This window comes from Pseudomonas vancouverensis (genome assembly GCF_004348895.1).
Lineage (GTDB): Bacteria > Pseudomonadota > Gammaproteobacteria > Pseudomonadales > Pseudomonadaceae > Aquipseudomonas > Aquipseudomonas vancouverensis.
In genome coordinates, this window is record NZ_RRZK01000032.1 from 399471 (window position 1) to 416418 (window position 16948).

The following is a 16948-nucleotide window of genomic DNA, read 5'->3' on the forward strand; positions in this document are numbered from 1 at the left end:
TGTAGGCGCCGGCTTGCTGACGATGAGGGTAGTAAAACCTGCATCGCCCTTCAGACCGTCATCGCTGGCAAACCGGCTGCCACCGAGTGTGCACTGATGTTCATGGCGCGCCATTGCGTTGCATCAGGCATTCATGCGCGCCTGGGCGGCCAGACGATTGATGGCCCGGTCGAGTTCTTCCAGTGCGCCGCGGGCCTTTGGGTCCTGTTGCTTGAGCAGGGTTTCGCTGCGCTGGCAGGCGGCACGTAGCTGCGGGACACCACAATAACGGGTCGCGCCATGCAGGCGATGGACCCGTTCGATCAGGGCGTTATGGTCGTTGCTTTGCTGTGCGAGGTGGATGGCTTCGCGATCGTCTTCCAGGGAGGCGAGCAGCATTGCCAGCATGTCGGCGGCCAGATCGGCTTTGCCGGCGGCCAGACGCAGACCTTCCTCGTGATCGAGCACCAACAGTTCATGGCCACCGGCATGACTGTCGTTCAGTCGATCCGGGCTCTGGTTGCGCAGCGCCAGGCCACTCCATTTCAGGACCACCTGCGCCAGTTGTCGCTCGCTGATCGGTTTGGTCAGGTAGTCATCCATGCCGCTTTGCAGCAAGGCGCGTTTTTCGTTGGCCATGGCATGGGCGGTGAGGGCGACGATGGGCAGTGGGGTGCAATGGCGCTCGCTTTCCCATTGGCGAATCGCCTCAGTGCTCTGGCGCCCGTCCATGCCGGGCATCTGCACGTCCATCAGCACCAGGTCGAAGGTCTCGTTCTGCACGGCCTTGATCGCGGCATAACCGCTATCCACCGCGAGCACCTTGGCGCCCATGTCCTCGAGCAGGGTTTGCACCAGCAGCAAGTTGGCCGGGTTGTCATCGACGCACAGCACTTTCGGCGCGCGACTCGACACCGGCTCACCGGGTTCGTTGCGCAGCGGGCGCGGGTTGACCAGGTCGGACAATGAGCGACGCAGCTTGCGGGTGCAGGCCGGTTTGGCCTGCAACTGACTGTGCGGGTTGGGCACGGACAGATGGAACAGCGTCTGCTCCGTGGTCGGACACAGCACCAGCACCTTGCAGCCCAGGTGTTCAAGGTCCCAGATGTGCTGGTTGAGGCGTTCCGGCGGCATGTCGTTGCTGGTGATGCCCAACACCGCGAGGTCGATGCCCTGTTCAGTCTGGTGCGCGGCAGTGACGCCATTGGTCAGGCTTTCCAGGGTATTGAACGGCGTGACGCTGAGGCCGCAATCTTCCAGTTGATGCTGCAGCGCCTGGCGCGCCAGTTCGTGATTTTCCAGCACGGCCACGCGACGGCCGAGCAGCGGTGCAGAGGGCAAGTCTTCGGCATCGTCGCGGGTTTTCGGCAGGCTGAGGCTGATCCAGAACTCCGAACCTTCCCCCGGCGTGCTGTCGACGCCAATCTCGCCGCCCATCTGCTCGATCAGACGCTTGGAGATCACCAGGCCCAGACCGGTGCCCCCCGGTTGCCGCGACAACGAGTTGTCGGCCTGGCTGAAGGCCTGGAACAACGCGCGTACATCCTGGCTCGACAGGCCGATGCCGGTGTCTTGAATGCTGATGCGCAATTGCACGGTATCGTCGTGTTCGTCTTCAAGCATGGCGCGGGCGACGATGGTGCCTTCGCGGGTGAACTTGATCGCGTTGCTGACCAGGTTGGTAAGGATCTGCTTGAGCCGCAGCGGATCGCCGACCAGAGACAGCGGCGTGTCGCGGTACACCAGGCTGACCAGTTCGAGCTGCTTGGCATGGGCGGCAGGGGCGAGGATGGTCAGGGTGTCCTGCAGCAGGTCGCGCAGGTTGAACGGAATATGGTCGAGCACCAGTTTGCCGGCCTCGATCTTCGAGAAGTCGAGAATTTCGTTGATGATCCCGAGCAGGCTGTCGGCGGACTTTTCGATGGTGCCCAGGTAGTCGAGCTGGCGCGGGGTCAGCTCGCTTTTCTGCAGCAGGTGGGTGAAGCCGAGAATGCCGTTGAGCGGGGTACGGATTTCATGGCTCATGTTGGCGAGGAACTCGGATTTGATCCGGCTCGCTTCCAAGGCCTCCTTGCGCGCCAGGTCCAGCTCGATGTTCTGGATCTCGATGGTTTCCAGGTTCTGGCGCACGTCTTCGGTGGCCTGGTCGATGCTGTGTTGCAATTCTTCCTGGGCGTTTTGCAGGGTGCCGGCCATGCGGTTGATGCCCGAGGCCAGTTCGTCCAGCTCCTGGCTGCCCAGTGGCGGCAAACGCGTTTCCAGATGGCCGTCCTTGAGTTGGGCGACGGCCTGTTTGATCTGGCTCAGCGGCCGGTTGATGGTGCGGCCCATGCGCAATGCCAGCAGCGCGGCGCCCATCAAGCCCGCGCCGATCAACAGCAAGCTGGCGAACAGGCTGCGGTAACCGCGTAACAACATGCTGTTGTGGGACAGTTCGAGCTCGACCCAGCCCAGCAGGCGCTCGGCTTCTTCGGGGATCACATCACCGGCTAGGTTGCGATGTTTGCCGAACACCGGCAGCAGATAACGTGTTGCGTCATTGCCGCTGCGGCGCAACAGCTGCGAGCTGTCACCCTGGGGCGCCTGATTGAGCATGGTCGGGCCGGCATGGGCCATGGGCGTGCGGTCAGGGGCCAGAAAAGTGACCGCGCGCACGTCGGTCAGCTCCAGCGCCTGGGTGGCGATACGCTCCAGCAACTCGTTGTCTCGATGGCCCATCGCCGGGGCCACCAGTGGCGCCAGTTGCTCGGCAATCATCTCGCCGCGCTGCATGAGCTGGGTTTGCAGGTCCGATTGCTGCATCCAGGTGAAATAGCCACCCAGGACCAGGGCCATCAGGCTGGTCGGCAACAGGGTCAGCAACAGCACGCGGCCTTTAATTCCCAGTTTCTTGAGCACGCATCTCTCCGGCGTCCGGCAGTTGATCGAGCTGTACATGCGTCTGGCATGCACGCTTTGCGCAGTGTAGCGATTTGCTTGCGGGCAATCTTCGTAAAAATGGCTGCTGTCGTGGATCGTTGTGTGCAGCCTAATGATCCATCGAATAAACCTTGAGTTGCCCTCGGCGAGGCAATCTTGAATAATTGATCAACTGAGAATTATTTGCAGATAGTCATGACTCCCATTGCATCCGCGCATCCCAGAATCCTCGCCATTGAAGACGACCTCGTGTTGGGCGCCTATGTTCATGAGCACCTCGACCGTAGCGGGTTCCAGGTGACCTGGTGCCAGAATGGCCAGGAGGGCCTGGACATTGCCCGTCGCCAGCCATTCGATGTGGTACTGATGGATATCCTGTTGCCGGGCATGGATGGGTTGGCGGTATTGACCGAGTTACGCCAGAGCCAATCCACCCCGGTGGTGCTGATGTCGGCGCTGGGCGCCGAGGCCGATCGCATCAGTGGCTTTCGCCTGGGCGCCGACGATTACCTGCCCAAGCCCTTCAGCATGGCGGAGTTGCGCGTGCGCATCGAAGCGATCCTGCGGCGGGTGGCACTCGACCGCCGACCGCTACCGACCGTGCCTGCGCCCTCCGCGGACAGCCTGCGGTTCGACGATGAACGCTTCGATGTGTTTTTTGGTGAGCAGGCCGCGGGGTTGACCCGCAGCGAATATCGGCTGCTGGAAACCCTGAATCGCAACAGCGACGAAGTGTCGAGCAAAGCCTTTCTTTATCAGCACGTACTGCAACGCGGCTACGCGGCGCACGATCGCAGCCTGGACATGCACATCAGTCAGATTCGCCGCAAGCTCAAGGCCATCGGCTATACCGAGCGTGAAGTGCGCACGGTCTGGGGCAAAGGCTACATCCTGAGTGCGACGGATGAGGTGTAATCTGCCCGGCCGGCATTCGCTGTTCTGGAAGCTGGCCTGCCTGTTGGTGGCGTTCTGCCTGCTGATGATCTGGCTCAGTTGGTCCTGGGGCCGCTACATGGAGGAACGCAACCAATTCCTCTCGGATGAAGCGCGAGGCACCCTGACCCGTTATGCCGCTGCTGCCGAGCGAGCGTGGGAGCAAGGTCATCGTGCGGGTGTGGACGACTGGCTGCAGGAGCTGCAACAGGTCGAAAAGAGCTGGGTCGGAGTCATTGGTGGCGACCTGCAATCCTTGAGCAGTCAGGTTCTGACCGACGCGGAAATCGAACACCTGACCTTCCTGCGTGGGCTGGACTGGCCGATCCACAAGAAAGGCCGCCCGTGGATGCGCATCCCCTTTCCCGAAGACCCTTCCGCCGGCAGCCTGGTCATCGAATTGCCGAAACGTTTCGTGCCCGGTCAATACCGGGTGTTCTGGCGGGTGATCACCAATGGCGTGATTCCTGGCCTGTTCACCTTGCTGCTGTGCGTTGGCCTTTATCGCCTGTTGGTGGTACCGCTCAATCATTTGCGCGAACAGGCGAACGCCTGGCGTGCCGATCAGTTGCATGTGCGCTTGTCGACGCGAACCACTGATCGCCCGGATGAGCTGGGCGAGCTGGGCAGGGCGTTCGATCACATGTCCGAACGCCTGCAGAGCACCGTGGCCATGCAGCAACAATTGTTGCGCGACCTGTCCCACGAACTGCGTACACCGCTGAGCCGCCTGCGCGTGGCCAGCGAGAGCGAGCAGGGCCTGGAGCCATTGCGCGAGCGTATCGGCCGCGAGGTCGATGGCATGCAGCGTCTGGTCGAAGACACCCTGCAACTGGCCTGGCTGGACACCGAGCGTACGCGCTTGCCTGACGAAGCCATTCAGGTTCAGGCTCTGTGGGAAATGCTCGCGGAGAACGCCTGTTATGAAAGCGACTGGCCGACATCGCAGTTACAGTGCTCGGTGGATGCCTCCTGCTGGGTGCGCGGACACCTTAATACCCTTGCCCAGGCGCTGGAGAACATCCTGCGCAATGCCATCCGCCATTCGCCCGAAGGAGGCGTAGTCCAACTCGGTGGGCGGCGCGAGGGTCGGTACTGGCTTCTGTGGCTGGAAGATCAGGGTGGCGGTGTGGCCGAGGCGGAGCTGGAGCGGATCTTCCTGCCGTTCACCAGGCTTGATGGCTCCCGGCCAGGAGACGGTGGCTTCGGCCTCGGCCTGAGCATTGCGCGCAACGCGGTGCAGCGTCAGGGCGGACAGCTGTGGGCGCAGAACACCGGGAGCGGGTTGCGTCTGAATATGCGCTTGTTGGCGGATGACAGCGGGGTCGATGAAAACGCCATCGCGAGCAAGCTCGCTCCCACATTGACCGCTTTCCAATCACAGAACGCATGAACACCCAGGATCCTTGTGGGAGCGAGCTTGCTCGCGATGAAGCCCGCAGCGTCAATGCATCTCTCAGCCTTATTCCCATAAACCATAAGCACCACACTTTGCGTGATATGGCCTGCGCGGGTTTGCCGGTATGATAGGCGCCCCCGCAGTCTGGATTGCGAATACGCCATGACCTTGCAGTACCCAACCATCGCCGATTGCGTCGGCAACACTCCGCTGGTCCGTTTGCAGCGCCTGCCCGGCGCCACCAGCAATACCCTTTTGCTCAAGCTCGAAGGGAACAACCCGGCGGGTTCGGTCAAGGACCGTCCGGCGCTGTCGATGATTACCCGCGCCGAGTTGCGCGGGCAGATCCACGCAGGCGACACCTTGATCGAAGCGACCTCGGGCAATACCGGGATCGCCCTGGCCATGGCGGCCGCGATCAAGGGTTACAAGATGATCCTGATCATGCCTGACAATTCCAGCGCTGAACGCAAGGCGGCCATGACCGCTTATGGTGCCGAGCTGATTCTGGTCAGCCAGGAAGAAGGCATGGAAGGCGCTCGCGACCTCGCCCAGCGTATGGAAGCCGAAGGCCGTGGCAAGGTGCTGGACCAGTTCGCCAACGGTGACAACCCCGAGGCGCACTACACCACCACCGGCCCGGAAATCTGGCGCCAGACCCAGGGCAGCATCACCCATTTCGTCAGTTCGATGGGCACTACCGGCACCATCATGGGTGTTTCGCGCTACCTGAAAGAACAGAGCGACAGCGTGCAGATCATCGGCCTGCAACCGATGGAAGGCTCGGCCATCCCGGGCATTCGTCGTTGGCCCCAGGAATACCTGCCGAAGATCTATCAAGCGGATCGCGTCGATCGCATCGTCGACATGGCGCAGAGCGAAGCCGAAGACGTGACCCGTCGTCTGGCCCGCGAAGAAGGCATCTTCTGCGGCGTGTCTTCCGGCGGCGCCGTGGCGGCGATGTTGCGCCTGTCCAAGGAAGTTGAAAACGCAGTGATCGTCGCGATCATCTGCGACCGTGGCGACCGTTACCTGTCGACCGGCATTTTCGACGCGCCCAACTGATGGCCAAGCATGAGAGAGGCCTGCGCTTCCAGCCCACCGGCGGCAGCAAGGCCCCGCAAGTCCCGACCGGCAAGAAGCAGCGCCTGAACATCGAGCGCCTGGCCAACGACGGTCGCGGTATCGCGTTTTTCGAAGGCCGCACCTGGTTCGTCATCGGCGCATTGGCCGGTGAGGAGATCGAGGCGCGGGTGCTCGGTGCCCATGGCAAAGTGGTCGAAGCGCGCACCGAGCGCGTGTTCAAGGCCAGTGAACTGCGCCGTCCGGCACCCTGCGCCCATGCCGGTCGCTGCGGCGGTTGCAGCGTGCAGCATCTGCCTCATAACGAACAGCTCGCCCTGAAACAGCGCATGCTCGCCGAGCAACTGTCCAAAGTCGCGGGCGTTGAACCCGAGGAGTGGGCCGCGCCCTTGAGTGGTCCTGAATTCGCTTACCGGCGCCGCGCCCGCGTGGCGGTGCGCTGGGATATGAAAGCGAAGAAACTCGAAGTGGGTTTCCGCGCCGCCGGCAGCCAGGACATCGTCGCCATCAACGAATGCCAGGTGCTGGTACAGCCCTTGCAGCCGATCATGACCCGCTTGCCAGAGATGCTCCGTCGCCTGAGCAAACCTCAGGCACTGGGGCATGTGGAATTGTTCAGCGGGTCATCGCTGGCGGTGCTGCTGCGGCACATGGCGCCGCTGTCCGAGGCTGACCTGACCATCCTCAAGGATTTCTGCGCGTTCCATGAAGCCCAGTTGTGGCTGCATGGTGACGGCGAGCCCTACCCGGTCGAGGCCGATCAGACGTTGGGTTATCGCCTGGAACAATGGGGTCTGGACCTGGCCTATCGTCCCGGCGATTTCATCCAGGTCAACGCCGGGGTCAACGAAGCCATGGTTGCCCAGGCGCTGGCGTGGTTGCAGCCGACGGCGGACGAGCGCGTTCTTGACCTGTTCTGCGGCCTGGGTAACTTTGCCTTGCCGCTGGCACAGGCAGCGCGCGAAGTCGTGGCGGTCGAAGGGGTGCAGGTGATGGTCGATCGGGCCGCTGCCAACGCCGCTAGCAACAATTTGCATAACACCAGGTTTTTTCAGGCCGATTTATCCCAGCCTTTGACGGGCGCCGAATGGGCCGCCGAAGGCTTTTGTGCGGTACTCTTGGACCCACCGCGTGACGGTGCTTTCGAGGTGGTGCGCAAGCTCAAGGCACTGGGCGCCGAACGGTTGGTATATGTGTCGTGCAACCCGGCAACGCTGGCGCGCGATACGGTTGAATTGATCAAGCAGGGCTACCGGTTAAAACGTGCCGGGATTCTCGATATGTTTCCTCAAACGGCACATGTCGAGGCCATGGCGTTATTTGAAGCGAGCTAGGATGCTCGTCTGGTCCGACTGGCCCGTCCGTGCAGCCGCGCATCAGCCCCGCGCAAGCTCACGGGCAACGAAGGTCAGCGATTTGACGCATTGAATCTGCGTCGTAGGGAAGGTAAGCAAGATGGTACAGGTGAGAGCACACCAGCCGATCAACACCGACGGCAGTATCAATCTCGAGGCTTGGCTCGATCATGCGGTCAGTGTCGATCTGGCACTGGATCGCGAAGCCTTGAAAGAGGCTTGCGAGTTCGCTCGCGAGTCGGAACAACAGGCCAATGCGGCCAAGAATCTGTGGTCGGAAGGAAACTCCAGTTTTCGCTACGGCCTGGAGATCGCCGAGATTCTCGCCGACCTCAAACTCGATCAGGACTCACTGGTCGCCGCCATCCTCTATCGCGGCGTGCGTGAAGGCCAGATCCCGTTACCCGCGGTCAGCCAGCGCTTTGGCTCGGTCGTCGCCAAACTCATCGACGGCGTGCAGCGCATGGCCGCGATCAGCGACAGCCTCAGCCCGCGCAAGTCGATGGTGCTGGGCACCCAGGGCCAGGTGGAAAACCTGCGCAAGATGCTGGTGGCCATGGTCGACGACGTTCGCGTCGCCCTGATCAAGCTGGCCGAGCGCACCTGCGCGATCCGCGCGGTGAAAACCGCCGACGATGAAAAACGCAACCGCGTCGCCCGGGAAGTCTTCGACATCTACGCGCCGCTGGCCCATCGCCTGGGGATCGGTCATATCAAGTGGGAGCTGGAGGACCTGTCCTTCCGTTACCTGGAGCCGGACCAGTACAAGCAGATCGCCAAGCTGTTGCATGAGCGACGGCTGGATCGCGAGCGCTTCATCAGTGACGTGATGAGCCAGCTGAAAAACGAACTGCAAGCCACGGGCGTTGATGCCGACATCAGCGGTCGGGCCAAACACATCTATTCGATCTGGCGCAAAATGCAGCGCAAGGGTCTGGCGTTCAGCCAGATCTATGACGTGCGCGCCGTTCGCGTGCTGGTGCCGGAAATGCGCGATTGCTACACCGCGCTCGGTATCGTCCACACCCTGTGGCGGCACATCCCCAAAGAGTTCGACGACTACATCGCCAACCCGAAAGAGAACGGCTACCGCTCGTTGCACACGGCGGTGATCGGGCCTGAGGGCAAGGTGCTGGAAGTGCAGATCCGTACCCACTCGATGCACGAAGAAGCCGAGCTGGGGGTTTGCGCGCACTGGCGCTACAAGGGCACCGACGTCAAGTCTGGCTCCAACCACTACGAAGAGAAAATTTCCTGGCTGCGTCAGGTGCTGGAGTGGCACGAAGAGCTGGGCGACATCGGTGGCCTGGCCGAACAGCTGCGGGTCGATATCGAGCCTGACCGGGTCTACATCTTCACCCCGGACGGGCACGCCATCGACTTGCCCAAGGGGGCGACGCCGCTGGACTTCGCCTATCGCGTGCACACCGAAATCGGTCACAACTGCCGCGGCGCCAAGATCAACGGGCGCATCGTACCGCTGAACTACAGCCTGCAGACCGGTGAGCAGGTCGAGATCATTACCAGCAAGCACGGCACCCCGAGCCGCGACTGGCTGAACCCGAACCTGGGCTACGTCACCACGTCCCGGGCGCGGGCGAAGATTGTCCACTGGTTCAAGTTGCAGGCGCGTGACCAGAACGTCGCGGCCGGCAAGACTCTGCTTGAGCGCGAGCTCATTCGCCTCGGTCTGCCGGCGGTGGATTTCGACAAGCTGGCCGACAAGGCCAACATGAAAACCGCCGAGGACATGTTCGCCGCCCTCGGTGCTGGCGATCTGCGCCTGGCGCAACTGGTCAACCTGGCGCAGCAACTGGTCGAGCCGGAGCGTGGCAACGAACAACTTGAACTGATTCCGCGCAAAGCCACCGGTTACAAACCGGGCAAGCGTGGCGACATCCAGATCCAGGGCGTCGGCAACCTGATGACCCAGATGGCCGGCTGCTGCCAGCCGCTGCCGGGGGATGCGATTGTCGGTTACATCACCCAGGGCCGTGGCGTGAGTATTCACCGCCAGGACTGTGCCTCGGTGCTGCAATTGTCCGGTCGTGAGCCGGAGCGGATCATCCAGGTCAGCTGGGGACCGGTGCCGGTGCTCACCTACCCGGTGGACATCGTCATTCGCGCCTACGACCGTTCCGGCCTGCTGCGTGACGTTTCGCAGGTGCTGCTCAACGAGCGGATCAACGTGCTGGCGGTGAACACCCGCTCGAACAAGGAGGACAACACTGCGCTGATGTCCCTGACTATCGAGATTCCGGGGCTGGATGCACTGGGGCGGTTGCTGGGACGGATTTCCCAGTTGCCGAACATCATCGAAACCCGGCGAAACCGTACGCCTTGATGGTAATTAATGTGGGAGCGAGCTTGCTCGCGATGACGATCTAACATTCAACATCTACGTTGCCTGTCAGCCCGCAATCGCGAGCAAGCTCGCTCCCACAGGTTCTTGCAGAGTTCGATAAATGTATTCACTTGAAGACCTGCTGCACCTCATGAGCCGCCTGCGCGACCCGCAATACGGTTGCCCGTGGGACCTCAAGCAAACCTACGCCACCATCGTCCCGCACACCCTTGAAGAAGCCTACGAAGTGGCCGACGCCATCGAACGCGGCGACTTCGACCACTTGCAGGGTGAGTTGGGCGATCTGCTGTTCCAGGTGGTGTATTACAGCCAGCTGGCCCGGGAGGAGGGGCGCTTCGAGTTCGACGGCGTGGTCGACAGCATCACCCGCAAATTGATTCGCCGGCATCCCCACGTGTTTCCTACCGGTGACCTGTACGCGCCGCTGGATGTCCCGCGCCTGAGCGAAGAGCAGGTCAAGCAGCGTTGGGAAGAAATCAAGGCCGAGGAGCGTGCCGAAAAGTCCGCCGAGCCGCAGCAACTGTCACTGCTCGATGATGTACCGGCAGCCTTGCCCGCACTGTCTCGCTCGGCAAAATTGCAGAAGCGGGCAGGGCAGGTCGGTTTCGACTGGCCGGACGCCTTGCCGGTATTCGACAAGGTCCGTGAGGAGCTTGATGAAGTGCTCGAAGCCATGTCCGAAAATGACTCGGAAGCCGTGGCTGACGAAATCGGCGATCTGCTGTTTACCGTGGTCAATCTGGCGCGCCACCTCAAGGTCGACCCGGAAACCGCGTTGCGTGGCGCCAATGGCAAGTTCGAAAGACGCTTCCGTTTTATCGAACAGGCATTGCGCGACACCCGTCGTCCCATGGAAGATTGCACCCTCGAAGAGTTGGACGCCCTGTGGGGTGAAGCCAAACGTCAGGAAAAGAATGTGCCCAGCTGCGGTTGAGCAGTTGCCTAAGTGAGTAATAAGCACCATGAGCATTTCCCTTCGCGACCAGTTGCTCAAAGCAGGGCTGGTCAACCAGAAGCAGGCCAAGCAGGTCAGCAAAGACAAACAGAAGCAGCAACGCCTGGCCCACAAAGGCCAGATCGAGCTGGATGACTCGCAGCAGCGTGCGGCCCAGGAAGCCATGGCCGAGAAGGTCAAGCGTGACCAGGAGCTCAACCGCCAGCAGCAGGAGAAGGCCGAGGCCAAGGCTCGTGCTGCGCAGGTCAAGCAACTGATCGAAGTCTCGCGCCTGCCGAAATTGACGACCGAGGACTACTACAACTTCGTCGACGACAAGAAGGTCAAACGCATCTCCGTCAACACGCTGATGCGCAACAAGCTCAGCAGCGGTTCGCTGGCCATCGTGCACCATGCCGGCGGCTACGAAGTGATCCCCCGTGAAGCGGCGCTGAAGATCCAGGAGCGCGACCCGCAGCGCATCGTGCAGCTCAACGAGAAGGTCGAAGAGGTCACTGCCGAGGACGATCCGTACGCGGCCTACGTGATCCCGGATGATCTGATGTGGTAAGCGATGGACTGAGTTGCCTCCGGGCCGCGAAACGGTCCTGAAACACCCAGAACGACAAACCCCGCTCATGGCGGGGTTTGTCGTTTTCAATGCTGTGGTTGATTCAGGCTGTCTGCGTTTCACGTTGCCGTTCAAGCAGTTCCAGTTCGGCCTTGTAGTTGTGAGCGTCGGTTTCGTTGTGGAACATCCCGACCAGCAGGTCTTGTTGGTGCACGTCCCAGATCCGGATGCCGGCGGCTACGCCTTCGTGGGATTTATGTGAATCGTCGCGTTCAGTTACTTTTACAGTCATCTGCTAGCTCCAAATCTCTGTTGTCTGCAGCAAGGCGTGTGCAGGACTCTGTTATAGAATTTGTTAGCTTGCTAAGTAAACTCCTCGATTTGGCAACAGTCTTTTGCAAAATTGAATAAAGTCCTGCAGCCCGCCTGGCACGCGACATTCGGTCGCAGGGCGGTAAGTTTCATGACAAACGTTTCATCTTCCCGGTCAACCGAGAACCCTGTGAGCGCTGGCGGTGATTGTCGGGCGCAAAAAAAACGCCCCGAACCAGTCGGGGCGTTTTCATGTGTGGCTCAGCAGCGGGGAATTACTTGCCTTCCCAGCGCTTCAGTACCAGCGTGGCGTTGGTGCCGCCGAAACCGAAGCTGTTGCTCATCACGGTGTTGATGGTGGCGTTTTCGCGGGTCTTGGTCAGCACCGGCAGATCGGCCACTTCAGGGTCCAGCTCGTCGATGTTGGCGGAACCGGCGATGAAGTTGCCTTCCATCATCAGCATGCAGTAGATCGCTTCGTGAACGCCGGCGGCGCCCAGGGAGTGACCCGACAGGCTCTTGGTGGAGCTGATGGCCGGGGCCTTGTCGCCGAACACTTCACGCACACCTTTCATTTCCGCGACGTCGCCGACCGGGGTCGAAGTGCCGTGGGTGTTCAGGTAGTCGATCGGGGTGTCGACGGTCGACAGCGCCTGCTGCATGCAGCGGATCGCGCCTTCGCCACTCGGGGCAACCATGTCGTAGCCGTCGGACGTTGCGCCGTAGCCAACGATTTCGGCGTAGATCTTCGCGCCGCGGGCCAGAGCGTGTTCCAGCTCTTCAACCACGACCATGCCGCCACCGCCAGCGATGACGAAACCGTCACGGTCGGCGTCGTAGGCGCGGGAAGCTTGTTCCGGGGTGTCGTTACGCTTGCTGGACAGAGCGCCCATGGCGTCGAACAGGAACGATTGGCTCCAGTGCTCTTCTTCACCGCCACCGGCGAAGACGATGTCCTGCTTGCCCATCTGGATCTGTTCCATGGCCGTACCGATGCAGTGAGCACTGGTGGCGCAGGCAGACGCGATGGAGTAGTTCAGGCCCTTGATCTTGAACGGTGTCGCCAGGCAAGCCGAAACGGTGCTGCTCATGGTCCGCGTAACACGGTATGGGCCGACGCGCTTGACGCCTTTCTCGCGCAGGATGTCCAGCGCTTCCATCTGGTTCAGCGTGGACGCGCCACCGGAGCCGGCGATCAGGCCGGTACGCGGGTTCGACACTTGCTCTTCGGTCAGGCCGGAGTCAGCGATGGCGTCTTTCATGGCCAGGTAGGCATAAGCTGCCGCGTGGCCGACGAAGCGATAGATCTTGCGATCGATCAGTTCTTCAAGGTTGAGGTCAATGGAGCCGGAAACCTGGCTACGCAGACCCATTTCAGCATATTCCGGGTTGAACCGGATGCCAGGGCGGCTTGCACGCAGGTTAGCGGAGACGGTCTCTTTGTCATTGCCCAGGCACGAAACAATGCCCAGACCAGTGATAACGACGCGGCGCATGCGAATAACCCTTAGAAGTTGTCAGTGGAGGTGAACACGCCGACCCGGAGGCCTTCGGCGGTGTAGATTTCGCGACCGTCGACAGTCACCGAACCGTCGGCAATGGCCAGGTTCAGCTTGCCCTTGAGGACGCGTTTGATATGGATGTTGTAGGTGACTTTCTTGGCGGTCGGCAGGACCTGGCCGAAGAACTTCACTTCGCCCGAACCCAGCGCACGGCCACGGCCCGGCAGGCCTTGCCAGCCGAGGAAGAAGCCGACCAGTTGCCACATGGCGTCGAGGCCCAGGCAGCCTGGCATCACCGGGTCGCCTTCGAAATGGCAGGCGAAGAACCACAGGTCCGGATTGATATCCAGCTCGGCGACCAATTCACCTTTGCCGTACTTGCCGCCTTCTTCGCTGATCAGGGTGATGCGATCAACCATCAGCATGTTCGGGGCGGGCAGTTGCGCGTTACCTGGGCCGAACAGCTCACCGCGACTGCAGCGCAGCAGATCTTCCCGAGTAAAGGCGTTTTGTTTGGTCATGCGAGCTCCTCAATAGTCCCATGCGGCAGGTGGGGCAAATCTTCCCGGCCGATCGAAGCGTTCATGCCTCGAACCGGCAGCCTACTCATAGACTATTGCGTTGTGGTGAAAGTCACAGCACCAAGGACATGAATGTACACTTGTGCACTGAAATTATTATTCAAGCCCCTTTTCGGGCCTGTCGAGGTGCCTAAGACTGCCGCACTTTCGTCTTTGACGCCAGTCGCAGATGCTCGAAAGGCCTGCACTACTGCACCCATCGTTGCAGGATTTGCTGCAGATCATGACGTTTGAAAGGCTTGGCCAGGTAATCGTTCATGCCCGCCGACAGACAGGCCTCGCGGTCGCCCTGCAAGGCATTGGCGGTCAGCGCGATGATCGGCAAGTCCGAGCAACCAGGCAGTTGGCGGATCTGCCGGGTGGCTTCATAGCCATCGAGAACGGGGAGGCGGCAATCCATCAGGATCGCTTCGAAAATCAGGCTCTCGGCACTGCGTACCGCTTGCGCGCCGTCGGCGGCAACGCTGACCTTGAAGCCGAGGCTGCGCAGCATGGCCTCGATCACGGTCTGATTGACCGGGTTGTCCTCGACCAGCAAGACATTGCGACCTTCTCCGCCACTCTGGCTGGATGGCGCACGTGCAGGCGCCACCGGTACCACCTGTTGTTCGACCGCCAAGGGGATTTCCAGGGTGAAGACCGAGCCGCGTCCTTCTTCACTTTGCGCGCGCAGCGTCCCGCCCATGCGTTCGGCCAGGGTGCGGGCAATCGGCAAGCCCAGCCCGGTGCCGCCGTAACGTCGTGAAATGGAGCTGTCGGCCTGCTGGAACGCGTTGAACATCAGTTCCAGGCTCGGCGCCGGAATGCCGATGCCGCTGTCGCGAACGCTGCAGGTGAACCACAACAGTTCGTGATCCAGCGATTGCCATTGCGCCTCGATGGTCACGCGGCCCTGTTCGGTGAATTTCAATGCGTTGCCCAGCAGGTTGACCAGAATCTGCCGGATGCGCGTCGGGTCACCCTTGACCTGCAGCGCCCGCATGTCTTCGGGGATCTTCACTTGCAGTTCGAGCTTGCGTTGCGCGGCACTGTGCTGGAACGACTGCGCGCAACTGCCGATCAGGTCGGCGAGATTGAACGGAATGTGTTCCAGCTCCAGTTCCGAGCGTTCGATACGCGAGAAATCCAGGATGTCGTTGATGACCTTGAGCAGGTGCTCGGTCGACTCCGAGGCCAACGCGGCGTACTCGACTTGCTCGTCGGTCATCTCGGTGGTTTCCAGCAGTTGCAGCATGCCCAGCACGCCATTCATCGGCGTGCGCAACTCGTGGCTCATCATGGCGAGGAAGTCGGACTTGGCGTTGTTGGCCTTTTCCGCCTCTTCGCGTGTCTGGATCAACTGCGCCATGGCCTGGTGCTGTTCGCGGCTGGCTTGCTCGAGACCGCTGGCGAGGTTGTTGATGTGCTGCGACAGTGCGCCCAGTTCGGTGTCGTCGACGATGGGCAGCGGCGTTTTGTAGTCACCTTCCTGAATCGCCTTGACCGCATTGCCGATGTCGCGGATCGGCTGCGACAGGCTGCCGGCCAGGCGTCTGGCCAGCAGGAAGGTAAACAGCAGGGCAAACAGCGCCAGAATGGCCGCCTTGAGGACGATTTCCTGTTGCCGCCGACTGAAGGCGTCATTCGACAACCCGACAATCACCCGCCCCAGGTAATCCTCGGTCGGCGCGGATGCCGTTTTGTTGTTCTGGAAAAAGTCATTGTGCAGCGCTATCCGCTGCATCCGCACCGGCGCCTGGAAGACTTCGACCTGTTGTGGATGGTCATGATTCTCGGTCGGCTGTTCGACATACACCAGAACCCGGTTGGCGCTGTCCTGGATCTCCAGGAAACGCACGTTGGGCGTGGCCAGGGTCGCCTTGAGCAGGGTTTCGAGCACTTCGCTATTGCCTGAAATCACGCCGTATTCGGTGGCCGGTGCCAGTTGGTTGGCGATCAACTGGCCGGTGTGGGTGATTTCCTGGCGCAGATCCTGAATGCGCACGAAGGTGAAGAAGCTGATCAACAACAGGGTCAGCAGCAGCGCGGGGCCGAGGCTGATGAGCTGTGTGCGCGTGTTGATGTCCCATCGGCGGCGCAAATTCATGGGCGGCGTTCTCCTTCGGCCAACAGTGTCGCGACCGTTGCTTCGTTGACTCGCTCAATGCCCAGCGAGCGAGCGACCTGCGGATTGCTCGAGACTTTGAAGCGATGCGGGTAGTACGCGCGTGGCCAGGCAGCGGGTGGCCGGTCGAGCAGGTCGTCGAGCACGGCCAGCCAATCGTTTTGATCACTGTAAGTCGTGGCCAGGCTGCCGGCCTTGACGAAGCCGATGTTCGGGCCGATCAGCGCCACTTGCCGCGTGTAGCTGCTCAGCAACAGGTTTTTCGCGGTTTGCGAGTTGTACAGGTCGGGGTCGTCGAGGCCCAGCAGCACATCACAGTTTTTCAGCAGCGTCTGTAGCGGTCGACTGTCGCGGGTGTTGTCCCAGCGTTGAGCGATGACTTCCAGGCCTAGAGGGCGTGCGGCCTGGCGCAACTCGTCGAGGAGGAATTCGCTGTGGTTGTCATAGAGCACGCCGACACGTTTGGCCTGCGGCAGCAGGATTCGGGTCAGGCGCAACTGCCGGTCCGGTGGGGGATCGCTCCATAGCAGGCTCAGGTGCGAGGGCTGACTTTTGTTCAAGTGCTGCCGGGCTTGCAGGCGACTGATGCGCAGGACCAGGGTTGCCGGGCCTTGGCTGTCTTGCAGGCGCCAGTCGAGGCTGGGCAGGTCGAGCAGAATCAAGCGGGTGTCTTCGGGCAGTTTGGCTGGCCGTGGCAGGCTGGACAGCGGCTGGAAACTTACACTGTCGTTCGGCCTCAATGCCTTGAGCGCCTGGGTGAAGGCCTGCACGCCGGGGCTGTCATCGCTGGCAGTCAGCAGGATATGGGCCGCGAACCCCATCGAACAATACAGCGCGCTGGCGGACACCAGGCACAGGACGGCCAGCAGCCGGGCAAAGGCTGGCGTGCGCCAAGGCAGGCGGTGGCACAT

General features: G+C 61.3%; 13 protein-coding genes. 7 read left to right on the forward strand and 6 right to left on the reverse strand.

Features of this window, described 5'->3' with window-relative positions; all coding sequences use genetic code 11:
• Positions 1-123: 123 nt before the first annotated feature.
• Entirely contained in the window at positions 124-2877 is a 2754-nt protein-coding gene (locus tag EIY72_RS26065) for a response regulator (RefSeq protein ID WP_093215423.1), read from the reverse strand.
• Between the two features lie 216 nt (positions 2878-3093).
• Between EIY72_RS26065 and EIY72_RS26070 the strand changes: the two genes are divergently transcribed.
• The 7 genes from EIY72_RS26070 to EIY72_RS26100 all read left to right on the forward strand — a co-directional run bounded on the left by EIY72_RS26070 (position 3094) and on the right by EIY72_RS26100 (position 11538).
• Positions 3094-3813 (forward strand): response regulator transcription factor, encoded by a 720-nt coding sequence (locus EIY72_RS26070; protein ID WP_093215426.1) that lies wholly within the window; start codon positions 3094-3096, stop codon positions 3811-3813.
• Positions 3803-5224: a sensor histidine kinase gene (locus tag EIY72_RS26075; RefSeq protein ID WP_093215430.1), complete on the forward strand. Its 1422-nt coding sequence runs from the start codon at positions 3803-3805 to the stop codon at positions 5222-5224. The genes EIY72_RS26070 and EIY72_RS26075 overlap by 11 nt, the downstream gene beginning before the upstream one ends.
• 168 nt (positions 5225-5392) lie before the next feature.
• Entirely contained in the window at positions 5393-6295 is a 903-nt protein-coding gene (cysM, locus tag EIY72_RS26080) for a cysteine synthase CysM (protein ID WP_045122014.1), read from the forward strand.
• Positions 6295-7647, forward strand: a complete 1353-nt coding sequence (gene rlmD / locus EIY72_RS26085; protein WP_093215433.1) for a 23S rRNA (uracil(1939)-C(5))-methyltransferase RlmD — start codon at positions 6295-6297, stop codon at positions 7645-7647. The genes cysM and rlmD overlap by 1 nt, the downstream gene beginning before the upstream one ends.
• 121 nt (positions 7648-7768) lie before the next feature.
• Entirely contained in the window at positions 7769-10012 is a 2244-nt protein-coding gene (gene relA / locus EIY72_RS26090; protein ID WP_093215436.1) for a GTP diphosphokinase, read from the forward strand.
• 121 nt (positions 10013-10133) lie between these two features.
• A complete protein-coding gene (gene mazG / locus EIY72_RS26095) occupies positions 10134-10967 on the forward strand; it encodes a nucleoside triphosphate pyrophosphohydrolase (protein WP_093215439.1) in 834 nt (277 codons plus the stop codon).
• Between the two features lie 28 nt (positions 10968-10995).
• Positions 10996-11538 (forward strand): DUF2058 domain-containing protein, encoded by a 543-nt coding sequence (locus EIY72_RS26100; RefSeq protein ID WP_093215443.1) that lies wholly within the window; start codon positions 10996-10998, stop codon positions 11536-11538.
• 103 nt (positions 11539-11641) lie between these two features.
• Here the strand turns inward: EIY72_RS26100 and EIY72_RS26105 are convergent, their stop codons facing one another.
• The 5 genes from EIY72_RS26105 to EIY72_RS26125 all read right to left on the reverse strand — a co-directional run bounded on the left by EIY72_RS26105 (position 11642) and on the right by EIY72_RS26125 (position 16948).
• On the reverse strand, positions 11642-11830 hold the full coding sequence (locus EIY72_RS26105; protein ID WP_093215448.1) for a hypothetical protein: 189 nt from the start codon (positions 11828-11830) through the stop codon (positions 11642-11644).
• A 295-nt stretch (positions 11831-12125) separates the two neighbouring features.
• The gene (fabB, locus tag EIY72_RS26110; protein WP_007957797.1) at positions 12126-13346 is read right to left on the reverse strand and encodes a beta-ketoacyl-ACP synthase I; all 1221 of its coding nucleotides are present in this window, start codon (positions 13344-13346) and stop codon (positions 12126-12128) included.
• A gap of 11 nt (positions 13347-13357) precedes the next feature.
• Entirely contained in the window at positions 13358-13873 is a 516-nt protein-coding gene (fabA, locus tag EIY72_RS26115; RefSeq protein ID WP_003227150.1) for a 3-hydroxyacyl-[acyl-carrier-protein] dehydratase FabA, read from the reverse strand.
• 247 nt (positions 13874-14120) lie between these two features.
• A complete protein-coding gene (locus EIY72_RS26120; protein WP_093215451.1) occupies positions 14121-16019 on the reverse strand; it encodes an ATP-binding protein in 1899 nt (632 codons plus the stop codon).
• Positions 16016-16948 carry an ABC transporter substrate-binding protein gene (locus tag EIY72_RS26125; protein WP_093215454.1) on the reverse strand — a complete coding sequence of 311 codons (933 nt, stop codon included), beginning with the start codon at positions 16946-16948 and terminating at the stop codon, positions 16016-16018. Before EIY72_RS26125 ends, EIY72_RS26120 begins: the two co-directional genes overlap by 4 nt.

Coding starts and splice junctions, on each gene's coding strand:
- cysM (WP_045122014.1), top strand. CDS start 5,393: ATGACCTTGCAGTACCCAACCATCGCCGATTGCGTCGGCAACACTCCG.
- EIY72_RS26120 (WP_093215451.1), bottom strand. CDS start 16,019: ATGAATTTGCGCCGCCGATGGGACATCAACACGCGCACACAGCTCATC.
- fabB (WP_007957797.1), bottom strand. CDS start 13,346: ATGCGCCGCGTCGTTATCACTGGTCTGGGCATTGTTTCGTGCCTGGGC.
- EIY72_RS26070 (WP_093215426.1), top strand. CDS start 3,094: ATGACTCCCATTGCATCCGCGCATCCCAGAATCCTCGCCATTGAAGAC.
- mazG (WP_093215439.1), top strand. CDS start 10,134: ATGTATTCACTTGAAGACCTGCTGCACCTCATGAGCCGCCTGCGCGAC.
- EIY72_RS26105 (WP_093215448.1), bottom strand. CDS start 11,830: ATGACTGTAAAAGTAACTGAACGCGACGATTCACATAAATCCCACGAA.
- relA (WP_093215436.1), top strand. CDS start 7,769: ATGGTACAGGTGAGAGCACACCAGCCGATCAACACCGACGGCAGTATC.
- fabA (WP_003227150.1), bottom strand. CDS start 13,873: ATGACCAAACAAAACGCCTTTACTCGGGAAGATCTGCTGCGCTGCAGT.
- EIY72_RS26100 (WP_093215443.1), top strand. CDS start 10,996: ATGAGCATTTCCCTTCGCGACCAGTTGCTCAAAGCAGGGCTGGTCAAC.
- EIY72_RS26075 (WP_093215430.1), top strand. CDS start 3,803: ATGAGGTGTAATCTGCCCGGCCGGCATTCGCTGTTCTGGAAGCTGGCC.
- rlmD (WP_093215433.1), top strand. CDS start 6,295: ATGGCCAAGCATGAGAGAGGCCTGCGCTTCCAGCCCACCGGCGGCAGC.
- EIY72_RS26125 (WP_093215454.1), bottom strand. CDS start 16,948: ATGTGCCACCGCCTGCCTTGGCGCACGCCAGCCTTTGCCCGGCTGCTG.